Origin of the sequence: Streptomyces sp. NPDC005496, from assembly GCF_042872045.1 — a bacterium.
In the GTDB taxonomy this organism is placed as follows: domain Bacteria; phylum Actinomycetota; class Actinomycetes; order Streptomycetales; family Streptomycetaceae; genus Streptomyces.
In genome coordinates, this window is the sequence record NZ_JBIAJQ010000008.1 from 461,857 (window position 1) to 486,974 (window position 25,118).

Annotated in this window: 25 protein-coding genes; 10 read left to right on the forward strand and 15 right to left on the reverse strand. The window is 70.6% G+C overall.

Features of this window, described 5'->3' with window-relative positions; translation table 11 throughout:
• Positions 1-69: 69 nt before the first annotated feature.
• The 4 genes from ACFYQQ_RS26190 to ACFYQQ_RS26205 all read right to left on the reverse strand — a co-directional run bounded on the left by ACFYQQ_RS26190 (position 70) and on the right by ACFYQQ_RS26205 (position 5,200).
• Complete coding sequence (locus ACFYQQ_RS26190) at positions 70-1,704, reverse strand: ABC-F family ATP-binding cassette domain-containing protein (protein ID WP_355785647.1); 1,635 nt, start codon at positions 1,702-1,704, stop codon at positions 70-72.
• A 416-nt stretch (positions 1,705-2,120) separates the two neighbouring features.
• A complete protein-coding gene (locus tag ACFYQQ_RS26195; RefSeq protein ID WP_355785644.1) occupies positions 2,121-3,353 on the reverse strand; it encodes a cytochrome P450 in 1,233 nt (410 codons plus the stop codon).
• 177 nt (positions 3,354-3,530) lie between these two features.
• Positions 3,531-4,388 (reverse strand): Bax inhibitor-1/YccA family protein, encoded by an 858-nt coding sequence (locus ACFYQQ_RS26200; RefSeq protein ID WP_355785641.1) that lies wholly within the window; start codon positions 4,386-4,388, stop codon positions 3,531-3,533.
• 383 nt (positions 4,389-4,771) lie between these two features.
• Positions 4,772-5,200, reverse strand: a complete 429-nt coding sequence (locus ACFYQQ_RS26205; protein WP_355785638.1) for a hypothetical protein — start codon at positions 5,198-5,200, stop codon at positions 4,772-4,774.
• A gap of 337 nt (positions 5,201-5,537) precedes the next feature.
• On the opposite strand from ACFYQQ_RS26205, the gene ACFYQQ_RS26210 reads away from it, so the two are divergent.
• The gene (locus tag ACFYQQ_RS26210) at positions 5,538-5,717 is read left to right on the forward strand and encodes a hypothetical protein (protein ID WP_355785635.1); all 180 of its coding nucleotides are present in this window, start codon (positions 5,538-5,540) and stop codon (positions 5,715-5,717) included.
• A gap of 141 nt (positions 5,718-5,858) precedes the next feature.
• Positions 5,859-6,518 carry a DUF1707 domain-containing protein gene (locus ACFYQQ_RS26215; RefSeq protein WP_356167604.1) on the forward strand — a complete coding sequence of 220 codons (660 nt, stop codon included), beginning with the start codon at positions 5,859-5,861 and terminating at the stop codon, positions 6,516-6,518.
• Positions 6,519-6,680: 162 nt separating this feature from the next.
• On the opposite strand, the gene ACFYQQ_RS26220 is transcribed toward ACFYQQ_RS26215, so the two are convergent.
• From ACFYQQ_RS26220 to ACFYQQ_RS26245, 6 genes are all read right to left on the reverse strand, one after another.
• On the reverse strand, positions 6,681-7,820 hold the full coding sequence (locus tag ACFYQQ_RS26220; RefSeq protein ID WP_355782970.1) for an NAD(P)/FAD-dependent oxidoreductase: 1,140 nt from the start codon (positions 7,818-7,820) through the stop codon (positions 6,681-6,683).
• A gap of 421 nt (positions 7,821-8,241) precedes the next feature.
• Entirely contained in the window at positions 8,242-8,934 is a 693-nt protein-coding gene (locus tag ACFYQQ_RS26225) for a TetR/AcrR family transcriptional regulator (RefSeq protein WP_388905286.1), read from the reverse strand.
• A 218-nt stretch (positions 8,935-9,152) separates the two neighbouring features.
• Positions 9,153-10,307, reverse strand: a complete 1,155-nt coding sequence (locus tag ACFYQQ_RS26230) for an XdhC/CoxI family protein (protein WP_356167598.1) — start codon at positions 10,305-10,307, stop codon at positions 9,153-9,155.
• On the reverse strand, positions 10,300-12,429 hold the full coding sequence (locus tag ACFYQQ_RS26235; RefSeq protein ID WP_388905288.1) for a xanthine dehydrogenase family protein molybdopterin-binding subunit: 2,130 nt from the start codon (positions 12,427-12,429) through the stop codon (positions 10,300-10,302). The genes ACFYQQ_RS26230 and ACFYQQ_RS26235 overlap by 8 nt, the downstream gene beginning before the upstream one ends.
• Positions 12,426-13,415: a xanthine dehydrogenase family protein subunit M gene (locus tag ACFYQQ_RS26240; protein WP_356167593.1), complete on the reverse strand. Its 990-nt coding sequence runs from the start codon at positions 13,413-13,415 to the stop codon at positions 12,426-12,428. Before ACFYQQ_RS26240 ends, ACFYQQ_RS26235 begins: the two co-directional genes overlap by 4 nt.
• Positions 13,412-14,029: a 2Fe-2S iron-sulfur cluster-binding protein gene (locus ACFYQQ_RS26245; protein ID WP_356167590.1), complete on the reverse strand. Its 618-nt coding sequence runs from the start codon at positions 14,027-14,029 to the stop codon at positions 13,412-13,414. Before ACFYQQ_RS26245 ends, ACFYQQ_RS26240 begins: the two co-directional genes overlap by 4 nt.
• A 318-nt stretch (positions 14,030-14,347) precedes the next feature.
• On the opposite strand from ACFYQQ_RS26245, the gene ACFYQQ_RS26250 reads away from it, so the two are divergent.
• A complete protein-coding gene (locus ACFYQQ_RS26250; RefSeq protein ID WP_355788706.1) occupies positions 14,348-14,944 on the forward strand; it encodes a TetR/AcrR family transcriptional regulator in 597 nt (198 codons plus the stop codon).
• A 29-nt stretch (positions 14,945-14,973) separates the two neighbouring features.
• Entirely contained in the window at positions 14,974-15,156 is a 183-nt protein-coding gene (locus ACFYQQ_RS26255; protein WP_355788709.1) for a hypothetical protein, read from the forward strand.
• 103 nt (positions 15,157-15,259) lie between these two features.
• Here the strand turns inward: ACFYQQ_RS26255 and ACFYQQ_RS26260 are convergent, their stop codons facing one another.
• Positions 15,260-15,685, reverse strand: coding sequence for a hypothetical protein (locus ACFYQQ_RS26260; RefSeq protein WP_355788712.1), 426 nt, complete (start codon positions 15,683-15,685; stop codon positions 15,260-15,262).
• Between the two features lie 128 nt (positions 15,686-15,813).
• Between ACFYQQ_RS26260 and ACFYQQ_RS26265 the strand changes: the two genes are divergently transcribed.
• Both ACFYQQ_RS26265 and ACFYQQ_RS26270 read left to right on the forward strand, forming a co-directional pair.
• Entirely contained in the window at positions 15,814-16,032 is a 219-nt protein-coding gene (locus ACFYQQ_RS26265; RefSeq protein WP_355788715.1) for a hypothetical protein, read from the forward strand.
• Positions 16,033-16,105: 73 nt separating this feature from the next.
• A complete protein-coding gene (locus ACFYQQ_RS26270) occupies positions 16,106-16,378 on the forward strand; it encodes a hypothetical protein (RefSeq protein WP_355788718.1) in 273 nt (90 codons plus the stop codon).
• Positions 16,379-16,452: 74 nt separating this feature from the next.
• On the opposite strand, the gene ACFYQQ_RS26275 is transcribed toward ACFYQQ_RS26270, so the two are convergent.
• A complete protein-coding gene (locus tag ACFYQQ_RS26275) occupies positions 16,453-17,199 on the reverse strand; it encodes a methyltransferase domain-containing protein (RefSeq protein ID WP_355788721.1) in 747 nt (248 codons plus the stop codon).
• 301 nt (positions 17,200-17,500) lie between these two features.
• Here ACFYQQ_RS26275 and ACFYQQ_RS26280 point away from each other — a divergent pair, with 301 nt between their 5' ends.
• Positions 17,501-17,980: a hypothetical protein gene (locus ACFYQQ_RS26280; RefSeq protein WP_388905292.1), complete on the forward strand. Its 480-nt coding sequence runs from the start codon at positions 17,501-17,503 to the stop codon at positions 17,978-17,980.
• 388 nt (positions 17,981-18,368) lie between these two features.
• Here the strand turns inward: ACFYQQ_RS26280 and ACFYQQ_RS26285 are convergent, their stop codons facing one another.
• Positions 18,369-18,794: a VOC family protein gene (locus ACFYQQ_RS26285; protein ID WP_355791071.1), complete on the reverse strand. Its 426-nt coding sequence runs from the start codon at positions 18,792-18,794 to the stop codon at positions 18,369-18,371.
• Positions 18,795-19,064: 270 nt separating this feature from the next.
• Here ACFYQQ_RS26285 and ACFYQQ_RS26290 point away from each other — a divergent pair, with 270 nt between their 5' ends.
• From ACFYQQ_RS26290 to ACFYQQ_RS26300, 3 genes are all read left to right on the forward strand, one after another.
• Entirely contained in the window at positions 19,065-20,279 is a 1,215-nt protein-coding gene (locus ACFYQQ_RS26290) for a PP2C family protein-serine/threonine phosphatase (protein ID WP_355791074.1), read from the forward strand.
• A 194-nt stretch (positions 20,280-20,473) separates the two neighbouring features.
• Positions 20,474-22,168, forward strand: a complete 1,695-nt coding sequence (gene ctaD, locus ACFYQQ_RS26295; RefSeq protein WP_355791076.1) for a cytochrome c oxidase subunit I — start codon at positions 20,474-20,476, stop codon at positions 22,166-22,168.
• Positions 22,169-22,179: 11 nt separating this feature from the next.
• Entirely contained in the window at positions 22,180-22,560 is a 381-nt protein-coding gene (locus ACFYQQ_RS26300; RefSeq protein ID WP_356167575.1) for a hypothetical protein, read from the forward strand.
• A gap of 109 nt (positions 22,561-22,669) precedes the next feature.
• On the opposite strand, the gene ACFYQQ_RS26305 is transcribed toward ACFYQQ_RS26300, so the two are convergent.
• Together ACFYQQ_RS26305 and ACFYQQ_RS26310 are read right to left on the reverse strand one after the other, a co-directional pair.
• Positions 22,670-23,251: a DUF1360 domain-containing protein gene (locus tag ACFYQQ_RS26305; protein ID WP_356240626.1), complete on the reverse strand. Its 582-nt coding sequence runs from the start codon at positions 23,249-23,251 to the stop codon at positions 22,670-22,672.
• Positions 23,252-23,595: 344 nt separating this feature from the next.
• Positions 23,596-24,897 (reverse strand): hemerythrin domain-containing protein, encoded by a 1,302-nt coding sequence (locus tag ACFYQQ_RS26310; RefSeq protein WP_388905296.1) that lies wholly within the window; start codon positions 24,895-24,897, stop codon positions 23,596-23,598.
• Between the last annotated feature and the right edge of the window lie 221 nt (positions 24,898-25,118).

Sequence of the window (25,118 nt, forward strand, 5' to 3'; positions counted from 1 at the left end):
CCTACGTGATCGGTGGACGGCCCGCGGGGCGCACGGCCTCGGACGCGGGCCACTTCACACGTGGCCCACTCACACGCCCGGCGCTCCCGTCTCCTCCAGTACCCCCTCGGACAGCCGCAGCCAGCGGCTGATGCCGATCTCGGCGAGGAATCGCTCGTCGTGGCTGATCACCATGAACGCGCCCTGGTAGGAGTTGAGCGCGCCGACCAGCTGGCCGGCGCTGACCAGGTCGAGGTTGTTGGTCGGTTCGTCGAGCAGCAGCAGGTGCGGAGCGGGCTCGGCACACAGGACGCAGGCGAGTGTTGCGCGCAGCCGCTCCCCGCCGGAGAGCACGCCGACCGGCAGGTGGGCGCGCGGGCCCCGGAAGAGGAAGCGGGCGAGCAGGTTCATCCGCTCGGCCTCGGGCCGCTCGGGTGCGAAGCCGGCGAAGTTCTCGGCCACGGTGCGGTCGAGGTCGAGCAGGTCCAGTCGCTGTGACAGGTAGGCGATCCGGCCGTCATGGCGCTTGATCTCCCCGGCGTCCACGGTGAGTTCGCCGGTGATGAGGCGCATCAGTGTGGTCTTCCCGGCGCCGTTGGGCCCGGTCAGCGCGATGCGTTCGGGGCCGCGGACGGTCAGGTCGGCACCGCCGGGGGAGAAGACGTCCGTGTCGCCGAGGCGCACCCGCATCCCCTCGCCGAGGAACAGGTTGGGCCCGGCGGGCACCTGCGTGTCGGGCAGCTCCAGGGTCAGTCGCTGTTCCTCGCGCAGCGCGCGTCCGGCCTCGTCGAGGCGGGCCTTGGCCTCGCCGACCCGGGAAGCGTGCAGCTGCCCGGACCGGCCGGCCGCCTCCTGGGCGCCCCGTTTCATGTTCCCGGCGAAGATCTTGGGGAGGCCGGCGTTCTTGAGGTTGCGGGCGGCGTTGCTCGCGCGGCGCTCGGCACGCTCGCGGGCCTGCTGCATCTCCCGCTTCTCGCGCTTCAGTTCCTGTTCGGCGTTGCGGACGTTCTTCTCCGCGACCTCCTGCTCGGCGCGGACGGCCTCCTCATATGCACTGAAGTCGCCTCCGTAGAGGCGCAGTTCGTCACTGCCGAGTTCGGCGATGCGCTCCATGCGGTCGAGCAGTGAGCGGTCGTGGCTGACCAGCAGCAGGCAGCCGGTGAAGTCCGACAGCACGTCGTAGAGCTTGTGCCGGGCCTGGAGGTCGAGGTTGTTGGTGGGTTCGTCGAGCAGGAGGACGTCGGGACGCCTGATCAGCTGGGCGGCGAGGCCGAGGGACACGATCTGGCCGCCGCTGAGCGTGCCGAGGCCGCGGTCCAGGGAGAGGTTCGCGAGACCAAGGCGGTCCAGCTGGGCGCGGGTGCGTTCCTCGATGTCCCAGTCGTCGCCGATGGTGGCGAAGTGCCTCTCGTCGACGTCACCGGACTCGACGGCGTCCAGGGCGCGGATCACCTCGTCGATGCCGAGCACCTGGGCGACCGTGAGGTTCCCGGTCAGCGGCAGACTCTGCGGGAGGTAGCCGAGTGTGCCGCTGACGGTCACCGAGCCGGAGGTGGGCCGGAGTTCGCCGGCGATCAGCTTGAGCAGGCTGCTCTTGCCGGAACCATTGGGGGCGACCAGTCCCGTACGGCCCGAGGGCACGCTGAAGGACAGGTCGCGGAAGACCTGGGTGTCGTCGGGCCAGGCGAAGGAGACGTTGGAGCAGACGACGGCGGCGTCGGGCATGGAAGGACCTCGGAGGTACTGAGGGCAGAGCGTGGTGTTCTGCCCTGGGCAGACGTGGGGAAGGGGGTACGACGAGACGGACCACCTCGGCAGCGCTCCTCGGCGCCGGCCGGTGGCCGTCAGATCCGGATCTCATCCGGAGATGTCGTCTTCACCCACCACGTCTGTGACTCCTCGGTCGACGGTCTATGCCACACGTGAGCGTAGCAAACGGTCCTGTCCGCCGCAGCCGTCGACGCCTCTCGGGTCATGTGTCGTGAGCTCGGTCCGCGTCCGAGGCGGTGACGAGGGCATGAGGTCTCTTCCTGCGCACACGTGTCTCTCCCCGACCGGCGGGAACGTCGAGCTGTCCGGCGGGGTGATTCCAGGACGGTGGCTCATGAGCTGCGACTGGGACCGCCCCGAAAGCCGCGCCGTCAGCCCACCCGGTAGCGCACCGGCAGTGACACCACGCCGCGGATGATGCCGGATCCGATCCAGTCCAACGAGTCAGCGCTCACCGCGAGTTGAAGGTCGGGGACGCGGGACAGCAGCGTTCTGAGGGCGATCGTCGTCTCGAGCCGCGCCAGCGGAGCGCCCAGACAGTGATGGATGCCGTGTCCGAAGGCCAGGTGGCGGGCATTGGGCCGGGTCACGTCGAGGACGGTGGGACCGTCACCCTCGGTTTGCGGGGCGTCGTGCCCGGCCGAGCCGAGTGCCACGGCCACGATGCCGCCCCGGGGGATACGTACTCCGCCCAGTTCGAGGTCCTCCGCCGCGTAACGGCTCGTCGAGCGCTCGACAGAGGTGTCGTAGCGCAAGAACTCCTCCACCGCGCCGGCCGTCAGGTCCGGCCGCTCCCGCAGGAGCTGGAGCTGCTCGGGGTGGCGCAGCAGGGCCAGCACGGCGTTGCCCAGTAGGTTCACGGTGCTCTCGTGGCCCGCGACGATGAGCATCAGTCCGGTGCCGACCAGTTCCTCCTCGGACAGCCGACCGTCGCGCTCGTCACGGACGCCGACCAGGGCGGACAGCAGGTCGTCCCGAGGGGCGCGCCGCTTGTCGGCGACCAGGCGGGCCAGCAGCGCGTGCAGTCCGGCCAGCGCCGGGCGGTGCTCGGGCGAAGCGACCTGCAGGGCGTAGCGGGACCAGTGGCGGAAGTCCGCGTGGTGCTCCTCGGGGATGCCGAGGAGCTCGGCGATCACCATGGCGGGCAGTGGCGCGTTGAACGCCTCGACGAGGTCGATCTCGCCGGAGGGCGGCATCGCGTCGATCAGGTCGTGGGCGATACGTTCGATGCGCGGCGCCAGCTCCGCCGTGCGGCGTGCCGTGAAGGCGGCCGCGGCCAGGCGGCGCAGGCGGCCGTGCTCGGGTGGGTCGGCCTCCAGCATCTGTGCGCCGAGTCCCACCGACGGCTTGTTCAGGACGTAGCCGGCGGCGGTCAGAGCCTCGGCGGCCGGGGCGGAGTCCTTGAGCAGTGCCGGATGCGTCAGCGCCTCCCGGGCCAGGTCGTGGCCGACGACCACCCAGCCCTCGATGCCCAGGTGGAAGCGGGCGGGATGGATGGGCCCGAGGCGCCGCAGCCGCGCGTACTGGGCGGGAGCGTCCGCCTTGAAGGCCGCGCCCAGGTCCACTCTGTTGTCCTGGTGCGGGCACTGCTCATGGGCACTCATGGACGCCTCTCCCGTCTGGCGGGCCCGCGGACGCCGGGCGGCGCCCCGAGGGCCGGTGTGGCCGTCGTCGTGAACAGACCCGGGCTGCTTCGGGGTTGAGACTTGCCAAGCGCAGCCGACAGGAAACTTCGTAGGGGGCACGCGTGCCGCGCGCGCCCCCTACGAGGCGGGAGAGACTCAGTTGTCGCTGTTGAAGATCGACAGCACGCGCAGCACTTCCAGGTAGATCCACACCAGCGTCATGGTGAGACCGAAGGCGGCCAGCCACGCTTCCTCACGCGGCGCTCCGTAGGCGATGGCGTCCTCGACCTGCTTGAAGTCCAGGGCGAGGAAGGCCGCGCCGAGGACGATGCCGATCAGCCCGAAGGCGATCCCGAGGCCGCCGCTGTGGAATCCAAGGCCATCACCCGCGCCGAAAGCGGAGAAGAGGGCGTCGGCGATCACCAGCAGGAGGAATCCGGTGGCGGCGGCGGCCACGAAACCGGCGAACCGCTGGTCGACGCGGATCCAGCGCATGCGGTAAGCGATGAGGGTGCCCGCGGCCACCGCGAAGGTGCCGAGCACCGCCTGGACGACCACACCTGGCGATATGTAGGTCGAGACCGTGCTGGAGAGGACGCCGAGGAAGACGCCCTCGAACGCCGCGTATCCCAGGATCAGGGCCGGGGAGGGCGTCCGCCGGAACGCCTGGACGAGGGACAGCGCGAAAGCGACGAGGGCGGCGCCCAGGGCGATGCCGTAGGAGCGGCTGACGTTCGCCTCGTCCACGGGGAGCAGCAGCCAGGACAGCACCGCGGTCAGGGCCACGGTTCCCAGAGTCATGGCGGTGCGCACGACCACGTCGTCCATGGTCACCGGTGCCGAGCCGACGGGCCGTGTGCCGATGTCGGCGGGGGAGGCGTATGGATTCGTCCCGAAGCCGCCGGCCGACGGCCCGCCGAGCGCGGCACCCACGGTCTCGCGCTGATGTGCGCCGGCTGGAGTGGTGTCCTTGGTGGCACCCCAGCGGGAGAAGATCGGGTTGCTGGTCCTCACGTTGTTCCTCCTGATCCGCCGCTTTCGCGGCCTGTGCGAAGGTGTGTGCCGCAGGTGTGCGCGTCACCGTGCACACCCGTGGGTGGGCTCACGGGTCCGCCGACGGCAACCCACGGTCGTCCGGCTGCTGCCCGAGCCCGCGTTCACGCACGGGGCGCGGGCCTCCGTGACGAGTCGCCGCCTGCCGTCGGCTTCCCAGGTGGCCGCGGACCTGACCGGGTGGGCTCGCGGCCCGGTAGCGCCTGGCCGGGTGGACTCGCGGCGGGCTCTCGCGTGGTGGACGTCGGATGCGGGACGGGGTGACCGGCTGTCCGCCACTGCCCGTAAGCGCTACATGCGACGCCCTGGAGCCGTGAGCTTCGTCAACTGACGTCGCGAGCCGCTCACTTCGCCCGGAGGGGGGCCGCGAAGGACTTGCGCAAAGACGCGGGTGCGGCGAGGGGCAGGAGGGCGGCCAGCATCTTGCCCTTCAAGGTGCCCGGTTCCCGGGTCAGTTCGACGTCGACCCGGGTGCCGCCGTCCTCCGGGGTCATGGTGAAGGTCCAACCGCCCCCGGCCCCGAACAGCTTGGAGTCGAGCGTGGTGACGGTGACCAGGTCGCCGTCCGGGGTCCAGTCGTATCGTGCCCGCTCCCAGGCGGAGTTCGTCCCCTCGGTGACCTCGGCCCACGTTTCGCCCCGGTCGTGCACCTGGAAGTGTTCGGCGTCGATCGTGGGCCAGGCCTCGGCCCGGGAAGGGCTGAAGTCGGTCAGGACTCCGAGTACGTCCTGCGGGCTGAGCTCGGAGACGAGATGGAACCGTACGACTGTCATGGCTTTTCCTCACCGGAAAGTAACTGGTCTGAGTGGTGACGTAACTGTGTCACGTGCTCACGTCACCGGTCAAGGTGGTTACGAGAAGGGTCCCGCGCCGGACCGGTCGCCACGGCGGCACGCGCCAAGGGCCGGGGGTGCGGGCGACAACATGCTCCTCCGAAACGTGTCCGGCGGCCGTCGACCAGCCCGCCGAACAGGCCGGACCGCGCCTGCGGTGGTCTGCGGAGCGTCATGCGAGATCGCGGTGTCACCAGTTTGACAGGTGACCATATGGAGTGCAGGCTGACCGCGTCCGGTGGGATCACCGCTCGCGCGCACCGTCCAAGGAGCAGGCATGAACCGATTCGCGACCCCTCCCTCGCCGTCCCGCCGCGACAAGGACCGTGAAGCGATGGAAGACCTCCTGCGCCGGGTGAACTGCAACGACCGGCGAGGACCCGACCGGGAAGCAGCCGAGCGCGCCGACGGAGCGCACCGACTCGCGGCCGTCGCATTCCTCAGCGCCGTGCTGTGAACCTCCGCGGCAGGGGAGAGGGGTCGACGGGCACGGGTCGTGAGCCTCGATCGGCGGAACCGTGTCGCGATATAGCGCTAGTCTTCTGTCCGCGCCGCTGACCGCGTCGCGCGGAGACGTCGACAGGACCAGGACGGAAGCATGTCGGGAGAGATTTCGCCCACCGGGAAGCCCGCCGGCCCCGGCTCGTCCCCCGAGCTGCGCGCCTCGCATGCGGACCGGGACCGTGTGGTTGATGTGCTGCGGATCGCCGCGGGAGACGGCCTCCTGAACTCGGACGAGCTGGACGAGCGCCTGGAAGTCGCGTTGTCGGCGCGAACCGTAAACGAACTGGCCGTCCTCACCGCCGACTTGCCGCCCATCTCGTCCGACGGGGGCTCGGCCGCGGCCGAGGTCAAGGACGTGGTCCGGATCGAGCAGGTGCACAGCGGGCCGATCGAACGCGCGGGACGCTGGGTCGTGCCGCGGCGGCTGGAGCTCGCTGTGACGTTCTGCGAAGTGACGCTCGACTTCACGGACGCCGTGATCACCCACGACACGCTGCGTCTCGACTTGAGCATGATCGGAAAGACGCTGACGCTGGTCACGAGGCCGGGTGTCGTGGTCGATTCCGATGGTCTGCAGCTGGTTCACAGCAGGGTCAAGTACCGTCAGCCGTCGACGGGTTCGGACACGCCGGTCACCCTGCGAGTCGAGTTGGTCGGTCAGAAGGCCCACGGAAGCGTGGTGGTGAGGCCCCCGCGCCGGACGTTCGTGCAGTGGCTGCTGCGCAGGCCCGCATCCACGTCCGCCGGCCGCTGACGCCGCGGATTCCGCCACGATCAGGGCGGGCGCCCGGCTCAAGAGCGAGCAGGCGCCACTCCTGGGACACAGCCGAACTCCCTCAATCGTCCTTTGAGTTCGGCACTGGGCCAGCGAGTCACGCGACCGGTGCCGGTATGCATCCCGGCACCGTCAGGGTCGTCACCTGGCTGCCGGGCCCGTGGTGAAGAACGTGATCATCTGCTCCAGTCCACGTTCGCCGAACATGGCCTCCAGGCTTGCAGAGGAGGCAGCCGCCGACGCTTCACTGCGCGGGAACAGCGCCGTCTCGTAGGCGAGCAGGGCGGCCTCGGTGTCGCCGGGGTGGGCCGCGATGGCTTGCCCGAGCTCGGCGCCGTCGAGCATGGCCAGGTTGGCGCCCTCACCGGCGAAGGGTGACATCAGGTGGGCGGCGTCACCGAGCAGCGTCACTCCCGGAGTCCGCTCCCAGCTGTGCCCTACGGGCAGGGCGTGGATGCGGCGCGGCGTCATCGTGTCGGCGTCGGCGACCAGGGCGCGCAGGTCCTCGTGCCAGTCCTGGAAATGGGGCAGGACCGCGTTCTTGGCGGCGGCGTGGTCGGTGAAGTCGATGCCGTCGAGCCAGTGCTCGTCGACCGTCAGGGCGGCGTAGACGTGAAGGCTCCCGTCGGTCTCGCGGTGCGCGAGGAAACCACATCGGCCGCCCAGAGCGATGAAGAAGCCGCCACCGACGAGGGCGGCGCTGCGCGAGTGGCGGGTGACGGCGTCCCGAAGGTCGGTCTCCACGAAGGAGATGCCCGCGTAGGAGGGGCGGGCGTCCGAGAGCAGCGGGCGTACGCGTGACCAGGCGCCGTCGGCGCCGATGAGCAGGTCGGTCGTGATGGCCGAGCCGTCGGCGAACGTCACCTCATGGCGTCCGTCGCCCAGTGCCCTGGTGCCGGTGACCTTGCTGCCCCACCGGACGGCGCCGTCGGGCAACGAGTCGAGCAGCAGGTCACGCAGGTCGCCGCGGTCGACCTCGGGGCGGCCGCCGGTGCCGTCGTCCTTTTCGGAGACGTGGACGGTGCCGTCCGGGCCGACGAGGCGCATCTCCTGTCCGCCCTCGTGGATGATCTTGCGGAAGCCTTCGTGGAGACCGGCGGCGTGCAGGGCTTTCTGCCCGTTCTCCTCGTGGATGTCGAGCATGCCGCCCTGCGTGCGGGCCGCGGCCGATGCCTCTAGCTCGAATACGACGGCTTCGATGCCGTTGACGTGCAGGACGCGGGCGGCGGTGAGACCGCCGAGCCCGGCTCCGATGATCGCGATGGGGTGGTGGGTGGTCATGGTGGCCTCCAGGTGGGAGTACGGGCGCGAGGGCCGAGCCCGGGGCGGTCGCGGTGAATGCTCGGCGGTCGCGCCCGGTGGCAAGGGGCCGGTCGCGTCTTCGGTGCAGACGCGGCCCCGCTGGACACCTCCACCGTAACGAACATGTTCGTCGCGAACAAGTTCGTTACGGCCATGCCTGAATTCGAGCAGGTCAGCGGGTCAAGGTGAGGCGGAGTCCGCCGGACCCGGCCGGGCACGGGTCCGGCGCCCCTCGTGCGAGGGACCGGCGGCCACGGCCGTGAAGGGGGCGTCGGCTGCTGTACCGACTGGGGCCGTCAGGGTCGACCCGCTGCAGCCGTCCCAGCGAGCCGAGCCGAACTCGATCGGCTACGGCCGGCCGGACGAGCTGGTGGGCCGGACGGTCGAGCGACGCGAAGGATCAGTGCGCCGAGCCGGGAACCGGTGTGTGAGTGATGCCGTTGACGAGTACGTCGAAGCCCCAGCGCATGCGGTCGCCCGCGGATCCGCCGATCAGGGCGGGCATGTGCGCCCTGATCGACGGATGCGTGTTCTCGTCCGCGGCCCGCAGGGCGTGGACGGTGGCGTTCCAGTCGTCCTCGGCCTCGGGATTCTGTCGCTGTGTCGACTGTTCGGCGGCCGTGGCGGTGGCGTCCTGGAGCAATTTGTCGACACCCCACGCGGCCTGCTCTCGGGAGGCTCCGCTGCGGGACAGCAGATCCAGGACGCGTTCGACCAGTCGGAGGTAGTTCTCCCCGCTGGGGCGGGCCACCAGGGCGGACCGGGCGAGCTGCGGATGCTCGAACAGCACGGCCGTGTAGGACGTGAGGACGGCCCAGAGGTGCTCGCGCCATCCGTCCCCCGCGTGCTCGCCACGGAGGTCGACCTCCCCGAGAAGGGCGTCCAGCACGGCCGCGTGCAGCTCGGCGGTGTTGGCGACATAGACGTAAAGCGATGCCGGCCCGGTGTCCAGCTCCTGCGCCAGGCGGCGCATGGTGACCTTCCCCAGCCCTTCGGCCCGCATGATCCGTACGGCGGTGTCCACGATCCATCGCCGGGACAGTGCGGGCTTGGCGGGACGCTCCCGGCGGCTGATCGGCTCACTTGCGCTCATGCCGGGATCGTAACGAACGCGTTCGCTTCGGCGACGAATGTGGTCGCGCCACCGTGGAGAGGCGCCGCTCGGAGTCGGCGTGGGCGCGACCTCGTCCGGCACCGTCCCGTGCCGCACAGTCCCATGCGGCCTCAGGGCGCGGGCCCCGCCGTCGTCGGACCGGCTGACGCGTCGGCCCGGCCATCCCCGTACGAGGGTGGCCGGGGCCGACGTGCGGTTCAGGCGGCCGCCCCCGACTCCCTCGCGCTTCGCGGGTCCCCGTCGCGATGGATGGGCGCGGCCGACCCCGTGAGCGGCGTGCCCGTCCCGCCGCGGCGGAGGGCGACGATCTCCGCCGCGATGGACAGCGCCGTCTCCTCGGGGGTGCGGGCGCCGAGGTCGAGGCCGATCGGTGACCTCAGCCGGGCCAACTCGGCTTCGGTCAGGCCGACTTCGCGCAGGCGTCGGTTCCGGTCCGCGTGGGTCCGGCGCGAGCCCATCGCCCCGACGAAGGCGACCGGCATCCGCAAGGCCTGCGTCAGCAGGGGGATGTCGAACTTCGCGTCGTGGGTGAGCACGCACAGGACCGTGCGCGCGTCGGTCTCGGTGGCCCGCAGGTACCGGTGGGGCCAGTCGACGACCAGGTCGTCGGCCTCGGGGAAGCGGGCCCGGGTGGCGAAGACGGGCCGCGCGTCGCACACCGTCACGTGGTACCCGAGGAACTTCCCGGCCCGTACGAGCGCGGCGGCGAAGTCGATCGCACCGAACACGATCATCCGCGGCGGCGGCACGTTCGACTCGACGAGCAGCGTGAGGCCGCCGGGACAGTGCGTGCCGTCCTCCGCGAGGTCGAGGGTGCCGGTGCGTCCGGCGTCCAGCATCGCCCGCGCCTCGGCGGCGACCGTGCGGTCCAACTCCGCCGAGCCCGTGCCGTACGAGCCCTCGTAGGATCCGTCAGGGTGCACCAGCATTGCTCTGCCGAGCAGTTCCGCCGGCCCCCGCACGACCCGGGCGAGCGCTCCGGGTTCGCCCGACGCGGCGGCCGACAGCGCCGACCGGAGCACCTGGCGGGCGGGCGCCCCCGCGCCGACGGGGGTGACGATGACGTCGATGACCCCGCCGCAGGTCAGCCCGACCGCGAAGGCGTCCTCGTCGCTGTAGCCGAACCGTTCGAGGACGCTCTCGCCGTCCTGGAGAGCCTGGACGCACAGGTCGTACACGGCCCCCTCCACGCAGCCGCCGGAGACCGAGCCGATGACCGTGCCCTCGCTGTCGACCGCGAGGGCGGCGCCCGGCCCGCGCGGCGCGCTGCCGCCGACGGCCACGACGGTGGCGACGGCGAACTCCCTTCCCTCGGCGGCCCAGTGGGCCAGTTCGTCGGCGATGTCAAGCACGCGGGCCTGCCGTGAGGACACGGTCCGGACGGATCGGCAGGCTGCGGTGGCGCACGCCGGTGGCGTGCCATACGGCGTTGGCGACCGCCGCCGCGGCTCCCACGATGCCGATCTCGCCGATGCCCTTGATCCCGACCGGGTCGTCCGGGTCCGGGTCCTCCACCCAGTCCGCCTCGACGTGGGGGACGTCGGCGTGCGTGGCGACGTGGTAGCCCGCGAGGTCGGCGCCGTAGTGGGCGCCGGTGTTCCGGTCCCTGACCGCCTCTTCGTGCAGGGCCATGGAGATGCCCCAGATCATCCCGCCGATGAACTGGCCCCGTGCGGTGAGGGGGTTGACGATGCGGCCCGCGGCGAAGATGCCGAGCATGCGGCGCACGCGCACCTCGCCGGTTGTCACGTCCACCGCGACTTCTGCGAACTGCGCCCCGAAGGAGTGCCGTTCCTTCTGTGCGAGCGCCCCGATGGCCGCGGTGGTGTCCGACCGTACGGTGATGCCCTCCGGCGGAAGGCCGTCGCTCAGGGCGAGCCGCTCGCGCAGTTCCTCCGCGGCGGCCGTGACCGCCCAGGCCCAGGACCGGGTGCCCATGGAGCCACCGGCGATCATCGCCGGGCCGAAGTCGCTGTCCCCGATCCGCACCCGTACGCGCTCGGTCGGCACCTCGAGGGCGTCCGCGGCGACGAGGGTGAGCGCGGTCCGCGCCCCCGTGCCGATGTCCGCGGCGCTGATCCGCACGGTGAACGTGCCGTCGGCCTCCGCGGTGACGGCGGCCGTGGACGGCGCGGCTCCCGCGAAGAAGGAGGCCGCGGCCGTCCCGGTGCCGATCAGCCAGCGTCCGTCCCGGCGAAGGCCCGGACGCGGGTCCCGGTCCGCCCAGCCGAACCGGCGAGCGCCCTCGCGGAAGCAGGCGGGCAGATTGCGGCTGCTGAACGGCAGCCCCGACACGGGACCGGCTTCGGGCTCGTTGCGCAGGCGCAGTTCGACCGGGTCGATACCGCACTTCTCGGCGAGTTCGTCGAGCGCCGACTCCAGCGCGAACGATCCGGGCGCCTCGCCGGGGGCACGCATGAACGTCGGCGTCGGCACGTCGAGCCGTACGACCCGGTTGGCCGTGTGGTGGGCCGGGGCGTCGTACATCACCCGGGCGGGGCCCGCGCCGGACTCGATGAACTCGTGCACGGTCGAGGTGGCGCTGAGCGAGGTGTGCTCCAGCGCGCGCAGCCGGCCCTCGGTGTCCGCACCGAGCCGCAGCCGCTGGATGGTGGGGCTGCGGTAGCCGGCGAGGGAGAACATCTGACGGCGCGTCATGACGACCCGCACCGGACGGGAGAGGACGGTGGCGGCCATCACCGCGGCCACCTGGTGCGCGCGGACGCCCTTGCTGCCGAAGCCGCCGCCGACGTGCTCCGACCGGACCCGCACCGAGGACGGGTCGAGCGAGAACATCTTCGCGAGTTCGTCGGCGACCCACACCGTGCCCTGGTTGGAGTCTACGACCTCCAGCCTGCCGCCCTCCCAGCGGGCGGTCGCCGCGTGGGGTTCCATCGGGTTGTGGTGCTCTTCCGGAGTGGAGTACTCGGCGTCCAGCACGACGGCGGACGCGGCCAGTTCGGCGCCGAGGTCCCCCTTCTCCGTCACGCCGGGACCACCGGGGCCGGCCATCGTGTACGCGTCCGTCCGGTCGGAGGAGAAGGTCACGTCATGGCCCTCCTCCTCGTAGTGCACGACCAGCGCTTCCGCGGCTTCCCTGGCCTGCTCGGAGGTCTCGGCGACGACCAGGGCGACCGGCCAGCCCGCGTGCGGCACCCGGTCGTGCTGGAAGACGGCAGCTGTGGGGTCCGGCGGCATGCCGAGCATGCCGACGTAGTCGATGTCGACCCGCGGGGCGTTGCCGTGATGCAGGACGTCGAGCACGCCCGGCATCTCCAGGACGGCGGCGGTCTCGACGGAGCGGACGCGGCCCCGGGTGGCGGTGGACAACACCAGCCAGCCGTAGGCCAGTTCGGCGAAAGGTATCTCGCCAGCGTAGCGGGCCGCTCCGGTGACCTTGTCGCGGCCCTCCACCCGGGTGTGCGCGGTGCCGACGGCCTTCGCCGCCCTGGTCCCGGTCGTGGTGGTGGTCATCGGACCTCCTCGGCGAGTTCGCTGAGCACGGCGATGACGAGGTTGCGCATGAGTGTCACCTTGTATCCGTTGTGCGGCAGCGGCCGCGCGGCCGCCAGTTCGGCATCGGCCGCCGCCGCGAAGGCGGCGGCGTCGGCAGGCCCACCGATCAGGGCCCGTTCGGCCGTGTGGGCTCGCCACGGCCGGGAGGCGACCGCTCCGAAGGCCAGGCGGACGTCCTGTACGACACCGTCCCGGACGTCGAGCGCGGCGGCGATCGAGCCGATCGCGAAGGCGTACGAGGCGCGCTCGCGCACCTTGCGGTACCGGGAGTTGGCCGCGACGGGCGAGGGTGGCAGCGTGACGCCCGTGATGAGCGCGCCCGGCGGGAGGGCCGTCTCCAGGTGAGGCGTGTCGCCCACCGGGAGGTAGAACTCCGTCAGGGGCAGCCGGCCGGGTCCCTCCACCGTCTCGTAGGACACCACGGCGTCGAAGGCGGTGAGGGCCACGCCCAGGTCGGAGGGGTGTGTGGCCACACAGTGGTCGGAGGCGCCCAGGATCGCGTGATTGTGGTGCTCACCCTCGATCGCGGGACAACCGCTGCCCGGGACCCGCTTGTTGCAGGGCTTGGACACGTCGGCGAAGTACCCGCAACGGGTGCGCTGGAGCAGGTTTCCGCCGACGGTCGCCATGTTGCGCAGTTGCCCGGAGGCCCCGGCCAGGACCGCCTGCGTCAGGGCCGGGTAGCCGCGGCGCACGTCGGGATGTGCGGCGAGGTCGCTGTTCGTGACGGTCGCGCCGATGCGCAGCCCGCCGTCCTGCGTCGACTCGATGCCGTCCAGGGGGAGTTCACGTACGTCGACGAGTCGGCCCGGCCGCTCCACGCCGGTCTTCATCAGGTCCACCAGGTTGGTGCCGCCGCCGAGGAACCGGGCGTCCGGGTCGGTGCCGAGGAGGGCAAGGGCGCCCGGGACGTCGACCGCTCGCTGGTATCCGAACTCCTTCATGCCGCCGCTCCTTCGCGCTGTCCGGCCTGCGTGCCCTCCGTGGTCCGGTCACCGTCCGCGGTCCGGGCGTCGCGGGCGTCCGCCTCGGCCGCACGGGCGACCGCCTGCACGATCGACACGTACGCGCCGCAGCGGCACAGGTTGCCGCTCATCCGCTCGCGTATCTCCTCGGCGGTCAGGGGCGGTGGCCCCGCTTCGGGGCGTACGTCGTCGGTGACGGCGCTCGGCCAGCCCGCGGCGTGCTCCTCGATCACGGCGACGGCCGAACAGATCTGGCCGGGCGTGCAGTAGCCGCACTGGTATCCGTCGAGATCGAGGAACGCCTGCTGTACGGGGTGCAGTTGGTCGCCCTCGGCGACGCCTTCGATGGTCGTGATCTCCCGGCCCTCGGCCGCCACCGCGAGTTGCAGACAGGCGACGGCCCGGCGTTTGTCGAGCAGGACGGTGCAGGCGCCGCACTGTCCCTGGTCGCAGCCCTTCTTCGTGCCGGTCAGATCGAGGCGCTCACGCAGGGCGTCGAGAAGGGTGGTGCGGTGGTCGACGGTGAGCGTGTGCTTCTCGCCGTTGATGTTCAAGGTGATGGCGCTGTACGTCGTGGAAGGTGCTGTGGCCATGATCAGCCTTCTTTCGCATTCCCGGACCACCCTGGGAGGACGGTCCGGCAGGCACGGGAGACGGGAGACGCAGAGCAGTGTCGGAAAGCAAGCGGTCAGGTATCGGGACGGGCGGAGGCGCCGCCGCTCCGGGGTGGCGGCGAACCCGGAGTGGGCGCCGGGCGGGGTGGCGGTTGCAGGCCGTCACCGGCTGTCCGCGCCGCCCGCCCACGGCTAGAGTGGGCTCAAGCGGACAATTGTCCGGTCACAGGAAAACGTAACGGACAGCTGTCCGCTTTACAAGGACGGGATTCGGCCACGGACCCGCGAGGAGGACGCGTGCAGCAGAAGAAGGGCGCCCCCCTGCGCTCCGACGCGCAGCGGAACCGCGAGCGGATCCTGGAAGTGGCGCTGTCCGAACTGACGCTCTGCGCGGACGTCCCGCTCAGCGTGATCGCCAAGAAGGCGGGCGTCGGGCAGGGGACGTTCTATCGCAACTTCCCCAACCGCGAGGCCCTCGTCCTCGAGATCTACCGCCACGAGATGCAGCAGGTCGCCGATGCCGCCACCGAACTGCTCAGGTCCCGCGAGCCCGACCGCGCCCTGCGCGAGTGGCTGGACCATCTCGCCAGGTTCGCCATGACCAAGGCGGGCCTGGCGGACGCGATCCGTCAGGCCACCAGCACGCCGGACGGCCCCGCGAAGCCCGGTCACACCCCGGTGACGGCCGCGGCCGAACTCCTGCTGCGGACGAACGCGGAGGCCGGCACCATCCGGACCGGGGTGACCGCGGACGACCTCATCCTCGCCATCGCCGGCCTCTGGCAGCTCGACCCCCGAGGCGACTGGCAGCCCCGTGCCGCCCGTCTCCTGGACTTCGTCATGGACGGACTGCGCGTCGGGGCGACCGGGAGACCGGCACCGCGAGAACGCTGACGGATACAGCCGCCGTCCCGTCGATCTTCTTGACGAAGATCGCCCTGCTCTGCGAGATCCTGCGGGTGCACCGCGTACTGAAGTCGGCTCCGCCCGCCCTTCCGGGGGACGTGACGGGACACGTGGACGGAGCCGGGAACCTGCCGGACGGCACGCGAGCCGAGGGGCTGTTCGCCGCGCTGCGCCCCGCTTGCGACCCCGCGAGTCAGTGACGGGGCGAGCTGTGGGCAGGGGTCAGGCGCCCAACTGTGCCCGGACGGCCGGGATTTGTGCGCACGACAGCGGGGGAGTGGCAGGGCACCCGCCGCGTAGACCTCAGTGCTCCAGCAGGCGGGCGAGACGGTCGACGGTCTTCTCGCCCGCCCGTTGCTTGATGAGGCCCTCCTTGGCGGCGGCCCGAAGACGCACGCCGGTGCCTTGCTCGCCACCGGGGTTCAGGACGGCGGTGACCACCACCGGATTCAGGCCGCCGAAACCGCCACCCCCCATCACGCGGAGCGCTGTGCCGCCAGTGCCGTCCGTACCGGTCTCCACCCGCCACGGCTCGGCCCCGGTGCTCACCTCGGCCATGGCTCCGCGTACCCGCTCCAGAGCGTCGTCGAAGCCGAGCGGCAGCAGCAGGGTCGCTTCACCGACGTTCTTCTTCAGGCGTTTGGCGGTGAAGGCGGCGCCACTACGCCCCGACCCGGCGAGCGCGCCGAGTGCCTCCACCAACAGCGCGTCCTCGGACTCGTCCGGCACCGTGTTCCTCCTCGGCTCCGACGGCAACTAGGAGCATCGTGCCATCCCCGCGGCACGCTGCACTCGGTACAGCACAGTCGCTACTCGATTACCGGGGTGCGACGCCGGTTGCTGGGTAGGTTCCGCGCATGAGCGATGTTGTGGACTCTGACGAGCTGCTCCGCCGGATCCAGCGCGCCCGGGACTGGGCCGCACAGGAGGAGCAGCACTGGAAGACACGGTCGGGACAGTCCGGGGACACGGAAGTGGACGGCGCTCGCGAGGCCGACATCCTCGCCTCCGTCTACGAGGCCGTCCGCAAGGTCTTCGACGAGGTCGTCACACCGGGGAGCAACAGTGCCGACTAGGGCCCCTCGTTCAGCGCGGTGAGGGCTCGCCGGCTCAGGGCGATTGTCAGTGCCGGGTGCGAGGCTGACCGGTATGGATGAGCAGCAGTTCATGCGCGGCAGGGTCTACGGCGCCGACCATGAAGATCCTGATCCCGGCCCGCGGCCGGGACATGACTACGTGGAGCTGATCGGCGGCCCCTTGGACGGGCTCCTGCTGGACGTGACCGACCGGCCTGGGCACCGCCATGGGGAGGACGTCGCGCTGCCCACGGAGATAGGGCGCTACGGTCCGGGCGGCCGTGCCCTGTACGGCCCGAGACCCGGTGACGAGCGCCGTTACGACTGGCACGGCGACACCCCCTGACGGTATGCGGGTCCGGGCGGAGTGTTCCCCATCGGACCCGCATACCGGCCGGACCTCAGCGGCCCGGTGATCGGTCAGCGGCGCATCAGAGCGAACACTCCCCAGCCGAGGTACTCGCGCTCGTAGCGCGTGTAGTTGGCGGCCGCGTTGTCGAGCTCGGCACGTACCTCGGCCGCCAGTTCGTCGGCGGGGTTGCGGTCCAGCCAGCGGCGCAGGTTGAGCCACTGTGCGGCGCGGTACCGGTCCCAGCTCGCCTGATCGGCCAGCACCATCTCGACCACGTCGTAGCCGAGGCCGGTGAACTGCTCGATCAGCTCGGGGAGCAGCAGGAAGTCGGACCGGTCGGCGGCGTGGCAGGCCTCGACGCTCTCCTGGTCGGGCGGCAGCCGGCGCCAGTACGGCTCGCCGATCAGCAGCAGACCACCGGGACGCACACTGCGGGCGAGCAGCTCGACCGTCCCGGACGGGCCACCCGCGATCCAGGTGGCGCCGATGCACGCGGCGACATCGACCGGCTCGTCGGAGACGTGCCCGCCTGCGTCGCCGTGGACGAAGCCGACCCGGTCGCTCACTCCCAGTTCGACGGCGCGGGCGCGGGCGCGCTCGGTGAACACGGTGCTGATGTCGACGCCGGTCCCCATGATGCGGTGATCGCGCGCCCAGGTGCAGAGCAGCTCTCCCGACCCGCTGGCGAGGTCGAGCACGCGCGATTCGGGCGCCAGGTGCAGTGCCCGTCCGAGCGTGGCCAACTGGTCGTCGGTGAGCGGGTTGTGGATGCGGTGACTACTCTCGCGAATGCTGAAGATGCGTGGAAGATCCACGGGAGGGGTTCCTTCGGTTCGATGTGGTCGTGGCGTCGAGAGGGGACAGTCGGTCGGAACCGGCCGTCGTTGCCTGGACCGTCATCAAATGCACCTCATCAGAACGTGTGGATCTCGAACCGAGGTGACGCTAGAGCCCATGACGTCTGCGTGTCCACCGATTTCGGACGCCGCCGGGGGCGTGGAGCGACTCCACCTCTGGACCACGTCCTTCTTCAACCTCAGTGACGCTCACGGCCACGAAGTCCCGGGCGGCTGCCCGGAGTGCGTGAACGGCCCGGATGACACGCTGGGTTGCTGCATGATGTCTGTCAGCGACAACGTCCCAGGGGGGATCATGCACTTCCGCACCACCATCGCGGCCGCCACCGCGGTACTCGCCGTCACCCTCGCCGGTTGCAGCAGCGGCGACGACGGCGGCGAAGCCAAGTCCGCGCCCAGCAGGGCCGGTACGTCGGAGCCGTCGGCCGCGAAGACTCCCGGGGCCGAACAATCCGGTGGCGCGACCCCGGGCGACGCGAAGAAGGCGACGGGCATCCCCGCCGAGCCGGACGCCGCCACCCGGGCCCAGTTGATCAGGGCTCTGAGCGCCATCGACCCCGCTTTGGTGGCCGACGAGGACAAGGCCGTAACCAACGCGCGCAATCAGTGCTCGACCCTCGACGGCGGTCGTCGTGCCGAGACCGCCGCCAGGACCCGCTTCTCGACCAGCGATCACAAGGTCACGCATGTCGAGGCCAGGAAGATCAACGTCGCGGTGTCGACCGTGCTCTGCAACTGACGACCCCGCTCGGGCGAGCCGCACTGTTCGCCAACGGCCGGATCGGGTTCCATACGGCAGGCAGGCAGGCGCGTAGAGGAGGGCGGAGCGCTGGCGGGGCGGCGGCGGACTCTTCGCCGACCGCAACGGCCGTCGGCAGCAGCACCGGATTCGCACACAGTGCCGCTGCTGGGCTATTATCAGTCCAGAGCGCGACGCCGAACTGCGGTTGCCGCGCCTGGCGTTGGTGGTCCAAGGAAAGACGCCCCACTTCCCGTGGGGAAATGCAGGTGCAAGGCCTGCCCGGCGCTCCAGACAGTCCCACCCCGGTCACCCGGGGTGGGACTTTTTGCTTGTCCCCGCTGCACCGCCCACGCGGGCTTCCTCGGTCCGCCCCCCGCCATCGTGCTCAGCGGATGGGCTCGCCGATGCCCAGCATGTTCCCCTCGCTGTCCCGGAACCAGGCACCGCGTTCGCCCCGCGCGCCCTTGCTCGGATAGTTGCCCTCGATCTCCGCGATCCCGTCCACCGTGCGCAGTCCAGGTACGTCGACGTCCTCGAACACCACGCCACGCCGCCTCAGTTCGGCCACCGCAGTGTCGAGATCCTCGACCTCCAGCGCCATCTGCGTGAACGTGCCGGGCGAGGTCCCCGTCGACTGGAAGAGCACGAATTCACCGCCCGCGCACCGGTACAGGAGTCCGCCGGGCCGCTCGTCGGCCGGTTCCAGGCCGAGCCGCTGCGCGTAGAAGCGCCGCGCCCGCTCCAGATCCTGGGCCGGGAGCCTGGTCGCCACGCGAGCCAGGGTCAGAACGCTGCCGCCACCTGAAGTCATGCCCCCACTCTGCCGTGAGCGGCGGCCGCACGGGCGTAGGTGACAGGCGCGTGCCCGCGGGTCGCACCGTTGGCGCGGAAGGGACCGGAGGGCGGTTCCGCGGCCACAGGTACGAAGGCCGGACGTGCTCTGTTTGGGACCGGCGACGGGGGTACCTGGCAAGGGCCCAGCGCAACACCCGTACCGGGATGCCCGTCCTCCTCCGCCGCCCAGGCGGCGGATCCAGAGCGGAGGCGGACCGGTCGTCCCCCTGCGACAGGTCGGCACGGCATGGCTTCCCTCGAGAGTTCCGCGCGCATGCTCGGCGGTCTGCTGCGCGACAGTCACGAATGCGCCTTCGAGGAGCTGCCGGCCCTGCTGGCCGGGCACGCGGAGACCGCCGGTCTGCGCCGGGTGCGCCTGTTCGTGGTCGACGTGCAGGAGAACGTGCTCCGCGAGGCCACCGGCGCGGGACCCGACGCGGGCCAGGGCGGGCAGGAGTTGCGGATCGACGCCACGCTGCCCGGCCGCGTCTTCCGTGCCTCGCTCAGCCGGTCCACACCCGCCGACGACGGCCTGCAGCACTGGATCCCCGTACTGGACGGAACCGAGCGCCTCGGGGTGCTGTGCGTGGAGACCGAGAGCGCACCGGACGGGCAGACGGCGCAGGTGATGGAGGACCTCGCGTCCCTGGTGGGCCTGCTACTGGTGTCCAAGCGGCACCACAGCCATTCCTACGCCCGCCTCACCCGCACGCGCCCCATGTCGGTGTCGGCGGAGATGCAGTGGACGCTGATGCCGCCCCGCACGTTCGCCAACAAGAGGGTGTCCATCGCCGCCTCCATGGAGCCCGCCTACGCCACGGCCGGCGACGCCTTCGACTACGCGCTCGCCGGTGACACGGCTCATCTGGCCGTCTTCGACGCGATGGGGCACGACACCTCCGCCGGGCTGACGGCGAACCTCGCGATGGCCACCTGCCGCAGCCGGCGAAGGCGCGGCGAGAACCTCATGGAGGTACGCGAGGCCATCGAGGCGACGCTGATCGAGCAGTTCGCCCAGAGCCGGTACGCCACCGCGGTACTGGCCGAACTGGACACCGTGACGGGCACCCTCACCTGGATCAACTGCGGGCACCATCCGCCGATCCTGATCCGCGGCGGCCGTTGGACCACCTATCTACGGTGCGCTCCCACTCATCCGCTCGGCGCGGGCCTGGGCCTTCCCGTCGTCCTGTGCAGCGAACAGCTCGAACCCGGCGACCGGCTCCTGCTCTACACCGACGGCATCGTCGAGGCCCGCGACAGCCGGGGTGTGGAATTCGGTCGCGAGCGCTTCGTCGACTTCATCATCCGTCACCAGGCGGACGGGCTGTCCGCGTCGGAGACGCTGCACCGTCTGGTGCACGCGGTGTTGGAGCACCGCGCGGGCACGCTCACCGACGACGCCACCGTGATGCTCTGCGAGTGGCGCGGCGGGCCGCACGTAGTCGCCGCTGACGGGTGACGCGCGCCGTTCGCCTGTCGGGCGGGGCGAGACGGAAAGGGTGTCGGGGATGCCCAGGGCGGGGTCGGAGGGGAACGCGGCGGGCGCGATGCGCACGGTCGGCGGCGTGGCAGGTGGGCACAGCCTCGTCCGGTACGCCATCGTGAACGAAACGCAGGGATAGGCACCAATCGTCCGAAAATCAGAGGAACGCAATGGCTGCAGTGACGGAGCCGGTCGCCCCGGTGCCAGTGGCGGGGCGCAGCAAAGGACAGGTGATCGTGTCGTGGCTGACCACCACGGACCACAAGAAGATCGGGCACCTCTACCTGATCACATCGTTCGCGTTCTTCCTGTTCGCCGGCGTCCTCGCGCTGCTGCTCCGGGCCGAACTGGCGCGGCCCGGACTGCAGTTGCTCTCCACTGAGCAGTACAACCAGACGTTCACGCTGCACGGCACGATGATGCTGCTGCTGTTCGCGACCCCGACCTTCGCGGGTTTCGCCAACGCGATCATGCCGTTGCAGATCGGTGCGCCCGATGTGGCCTTCCCGCGGCTCAACATGCTGGCGTACTGGTTCTTCCTGTTCGGCGCGCTCATCGTCGTCGGGAGTCTGCTGACGCCGCAGGGCACGGCCGACTTCGGATGGACGGCCTACATCCCCCTCAGCGGCGGGGAGCGCAGTCCCTACGTCGGTGGCGACATGTGGATCATGGGGCTGGCGCTGTCCGGGTTCGGCACGATCCTGGGTGCCGTCAACTTCATCACCACCATCATCTGCATGCGGGCACCGGGCATGACGATGTTCAGGATGCCGATCTTCACCTGGAACGTGCTGCTGACCTCGGTCCTGGTCCTGCTGGCTTTCCCGGTGCTCGCGGCCGCGCTGCTCGTGCTGGAGGCCGACCGTCGCTTCGGGGCGCAGGTCTTCAACCCCGAGAACGGCGGAGCGCTCCTGTGGCAGCACCTGTTCTGGTTCTTCGGCCACCCCGAGGTCTACATCCTGGCCCTGCCCTTCTTCGGCGTCGTCACCGAGGTCCTGCCGGTGTTCTCCCGCAAACCGATCTTCGGCTACGTGGGCCTGGTCGGCGCGACCATGGCGATCACGGGGCTGTCAGTGGTCGTGTGGGCGCACCACATGTTCGCCACCGGGGCGGTGCTGCTGCCGTTCTTCTCCTTCACGACATACCTGATCGCGGTGCCCACGGGGGTGAAGTTCTTCAACTGGATCGGCACCCTGTGGAACGGCTCGCTCAGTTTCGAGACGCCGATGCTGTGGGCGACCGGATTCCTGGTGACGTTCCTGTTCGGCGGCCTGACCGGCGTCATCCTGGGCTCGCCTCCGCTGGACTGGCACGTCACCGACACCTACTTCGTCGTGGCGCACTTCCACTACGTGCTGTTCGGGACGATCGTCTTCGCCATGTTCGCCGGATTCCACTTCTGGTGGCCGAAGATGACGGGCACGATGCTCGACGAACGCCTGGGGAAGATCCACTTCTGGACGCTGTTCGTCGGCTTCCACACCACGTTCCTGGTGCAGCACTGGCTCGGCGCGGAGGGCATGCCCCGCCGGTACGCCGACTATCTGGCGAGCGACGGTTTCACGGCGCTGAACACCGTGTCGTCCATCGGTTCCTTCCTGCTGGGCCTGTCTACCCTGCCGTTCCTGTACAACGTGTACAAGACCGCCAAGTCCGGCAAGCGCATCGACGTCGACGACCCCTGGGGCTACGGCCGCTCCCTGGAGTGGGCCACCGCCTGCCCGCCGCCCCGCCACAACTTCGTCGCCCTGCCCCGGATCCGCTCCGACTCGCCCGCGTTCGACCTGCACCATCCCCAGATTGCGGCCATCGACCAGAAGGAACACTCCGGGCGGCGCGACGCCATCGACCCGGAGGGCGACTGAGGGCGACGCGCATGAGAGGCGATCACGGGAGGGACCCGCTGCCCCCGGCCGCGGCAGCGGGCCTCAACGATCTCGAAGGCTTCCTGATGGTGCAGGCCGAGTACCAGGCGGCCGAGCGCGAAGCACGTGCCTTCACCGACCGCATGCCGTGGCTGACCACCGCCCAGCAGGAGGAGGTCGCCCGCCAGTACGTCGCCGAACGCATCAGGCTCAACCAGCGGGCGCTGAGCACGATCGTCGGACGTACCCGTGCGCTGCGCGGCGAGTACGAGGCCCGCTACGCCTTCCTGCGCGCCAAGCTGCTGAAGAGGTTCGGCGTGGCGGTGTGCACCGTCCTGATGTGCACGGCCGGCATCACCGCGTGGGTGGCCCGCTGGACCACGGGCGACTGACGTCCACCGCCGTCCTCCCCGGCACTGGTCTCGCTTGCCGGTACCGGAGAGACGGACGGGCCGGGGGACCGGCCGCGGCGAACACGTGGTCGCCGCCGCGAAGACCCCCTCAGCCCTCCACCTGCTGCTGCGTGTAGCTCCACGCGTACTGCAGCCAGTCGGAGATCACCACCGCGCTCAGTCCGGCGGCGGCGAGCCGGGCGGCGCGTGGCGCGGCCGCGTATCCGCACATCAGACCGGTGGCCGCCCAGGTGGAGGCGCAGAACGGGCAGCTCAGAAGTTCGCCCACGGCCTGCCCCACCGCTCCCTCCCGGCGCGGTTCGTCCATGACCTCGCTGCCGCCACCCGCCTCCTGGCGGCGGGTGAAGGGCGCCCGGAGAAAGCTCGTGATCTTCCCCTTGGTCACCAGCCGCGACACCTTGTACGTGGCCGTGCCGATCACCAGGAGGTCCCACGGCGGCACACCGGCGGGCAGGGGGCGTCCCGACCTCCGCAGCGCGAGCGTGGCCAGCGCGGTCGCCGCGCCGTAGGCGCTCGCCAGCACGGCGTACCCCCGCAGCGGAACGGCCTCGCCGGGCGCGTACGCGTCGTCCACCTCGTGGCCGCCCATGCCGCGTACCGGCCAGCCGTGGGAGCAGGAGCGCGCACCGTCGCCGGTCCCACCGCTGTCGTCGGCCGCTTTGAAAACCATGGTCGTTCCTCCGTATTCGCCCGGCTGATCACCGGGCCCCGCACCAACGCCGCTCGTCCGACACCCGGCCCGCCGGAACCACTCACCGAGGCGGTGTGGCCGCCGGATCAGGGCCGGGCACGAAGACTGTCAAGCGCCGGGTACCCGAATCTGCCTGATGAAGCAGCTTCCGGGCGGTGACTCATGGCCTGGTCCCAGCACCCTGGACCCGCGGCCCTCACACCGAGCGGCTCGCACGCCCACAACGCGGACCGCCGGACCCGGAACCGGACCGTCGCGACCACCGGAGAGCGGCGACAGGCGACCGCGAAGCAGTCGCTCTCCGGCGGTCGCCTACGGGACTGTCAGCCCTCCAAGGCCTTGCGGACTGCGTCCCGGGTCCGGTCCATCAGAGCCGCGACGGGACCCAGCGTCACGTTGGCCGCGGCGGACTCCACGCCCGGATGCGGACGGGTGGGCGCCATGGCCTCGGCGGCCTTGACACCCTTGGCCAGCGCGGCCAGGGCGGCCGCGTCGGTGCTGCGGCGGATATGGGTGAACTCGTAGCGCTCCTCGGCCCGGGCGTGCTCCTGGACGTCGGCTCGCAGCGACAGGAACTGCGGCATGAACTTGGGATCGCGGGTGTCCGTGTCGTCCAGGGTGCTCAGCGTCTCCTTCGCGGCACGCTCCTCGCCCAGGCGGGCGTCCACGATCTCATCGCCGCCCTCGACGTTGCGGCGGACGAAGGGATGCACGACCTCCTCCTCGGCGGTCTCGTGCACCGCCAGCAGCCGCACCAGCCGGCGGAACGCATCCTGCCGGGCGTCCCCACTGGAGGCCTCGACCTCGTCGAACAGGTTGCGGATGTCACCGTGCTGGCGCATCAGCAGGGCCACCACGTCGTCGCCCGGCGCGCAGTAGTACAGGTAGCACTCGTTGTACTCGTGGTTGACGAGTTGCTCCCACCATGTCTCACCGGGGTCGACGAGCGACTCGTAGTGGGTGACGTGCTCCTCCTCGATGAGCCCGATCTCCTGGTAGAGCTGGCGGGCGATCGGTTCCATGTAGGTGGGGCCGGTGTTCATGTAGAAGTTCATCGTCTGCTGTTCCGCCGACATGATCGTCAGCGCGTGCAGCTTCGACAGCGGGTCCGTGGCGTCCTTGGCGTACGGGTCACGCACGTTGTCGACCGGATTGCGGTGGTGGAAGCGGGTGGGCCGGCCCGGCATGACCTCGGTCAAGCCGTCGACGATCGACTCCGCCTTGCGGTGCTCGATCATCTCGTACAGGTTCGCGTACCGGTACAGGTGGTCGAAGTCCTCCAGCACGCCGAACTGGTAGGCCTGCTTCAGATAGGGGTCCGGCTCCATCCGGGCGACCCACGCGGTCAGGTCGACCGCGACCTGCTCGTACGCGATCGTCGTCTCCAGGACCGACGAGACGCCGGGCAGCAGCCAGTTCACGACCTTCTGCTGCTGCGCCTCGATGTACCGGGTCCGGGCCAGTTGCCGCTTCACCTCGGGATCGACGGTGTTGCGTGCCAGCTGATGGCTGAACATGATCGCCTCGACCTCGATGCCGTTCATGGCGATGATGCGGCAACGGGTGTACGGGTCGCAGTGATCGGGGTCGATCGGCTTGACGTTCAGCTCGCGCCAGTTCCTCAACTGACGGTCGAGCGGGATGCCACGCTGCTCAAGGGGGATTGAAGGTCACCTGCGTCTCCTCAGCCGGTGGTGGGGACGCCCGGTTACCCAGGGCGACCTAGGGCCTGTCGTTTGGATCAGGCCGGGGTCGCGGGGTCTGGCACGCACATCTGCGGCGTTGTCGTCGGTCGCCGAAGCTCCGCTTCGACTCCCTCCTCCGCCTTGCAGCTGCACGCACCAGA

What these genes read in the sequence shown, in the direction of transcription:
- ACFYQQ_RS26190 (WP_355785647.1), bottom strand. Translation starts at nt 1,704, where the DNA reads ATGCCCGACGCCGCCGTCGTCTGCTCCAACGTCTCCTTCGCCTGGCCC.
- ACFYQQ_RS26195 (WP_355785644.1), bottom strand. Translation starts at nt 3,353, where the DNA reads ATGAGTGCCCATGAGCAGTGCCCGCACCAGGACAACAGAGTGGACCTG.
- ACFYQQ_RS26205 (WP_355785638.1), bottom strand. Translation starts at nt 5,200, where the DNA reads ATGACAGTCGTACGGTTCCATCTCGTCTCCGAGCTCAGCCCGCAGGAC.
- ACFYQQ_RS26210 (WP_355785635.1), top strand. Translation starts at nt 5,538, where the DNA reads ATGAACCGATTCGCGACCCCTCCCTCGCCGTCCCGCCGCGACAAGGAC.
- ACFYQQ_RS26215 (WP_356167604.1), top strand. Translation starts at nt 5,859, where the DNA reads ATGTCGGGAGAGATTTCGCCCACCGGGAAGCCCGCCGGCCCCGGCTCG.
- ACFYQQ_RS26220 (WP_355782970.1), bottom strand. Translation starts at nt 7,820, where the DNA reads ATGACCACCCACCACCCCATCGCGATCATCGGAGCCGGGCTCGGCGGT.
- ACFYQQ_RS26225 (WP_388905286.1), bottom strand. Translation starts at nt 8,934, where the DNA reads ATGAGCGCAAGTGAGCCGATCAGCCGCCGGGAGCGTCCCGCCAAGCCC.
- ACFYQQ_RS26235 (WP_388905288.1), bottom strand. Translation starts at nt 12,429, where the DNA reads ATGACCACCACCACGACCGGGACCAGGGCGGCGAAGGCCGTCGGCACC.
- ACFYQQ_RS26240 (WP_356167593.1), bottom strand. Translation starts at nt 13,415, where the DNA reads ATGAAGGAGTTCGGATACCAGCGAGCGGTCGACGTCCCGGGCGCCCTT.
- ACFYQQ_RS26245 (WP_356167590.1), bottom strand. Translation starts at nt 14,029, where the DNA reads ATGGCCACAGCACCTTCCACGACGTACAGCGCCATCACCTTGAACATC.
- ACFYQQ_RS26265 (WP_355788715.1), top strand. Translation starts at nt 15,814, where the DNA reads ATGAGCGATGTTGTGGACTCTGACGAGCTGCTCCGCCGGATCCAGCGC.
- ACFYQQ_RS26270 (WP_355788718.1), top strand. Translation starts at nt 16,106, where the DNA reads ATGGATGAGCAGCAGTTCATGCGCGGCAGGGTCTACGGCGCCGACCAT.
- ACFYQQ_RS26280 (WP_388905292.1), top strand. Translation starts at nt 17,501, where the DNA reads ATGATGTCTGTCAGCGACAACGTCCCAGGGGGGATCATGCACTTCCGC.
- ACFYQQ_RS26285 (WP_355791071.1), bottom strand. Translation starts at nt 18,794, where the DNA reads ATGACTTCAGGTGGCGGCAGCGTTCTGACCCTGGCTCGCGTGGCGACC.
- ACFYQQ_RS26290 (WP_355791074.1), top strand. Translation starts at nt 19,065, where the DNA reads ATGGCTTCCCTCGAGAGTTCCGCGCGCATGCTCGGCGGTCTGCTGCGC.
- ctaD (WP_355791076.1), top strand. Translation starts at nt 20,474, where the DNA reads ATGGCTGCAGTGACGGAGCCGGTCGCCCCGGTGCCAGTGGCGGGGCGC.
- ACFYQQ_RS26300 (WP_356167575.1), top strand. Translation starts at nt 22,180, where the DNA reads ATGAGAGGCGATCACGGGAGGGACCCGCTGCCCCCGGCCGCGGCAGCG.
- ACFYQQ_RS26305 (WP_356240626.1), bottom strand. Translation starts at nt 23,251, where the DNA reads ATGGTTTTCAAAGCGGCCGACGACAGCGGTGGGACCGGCGACGGTGCG.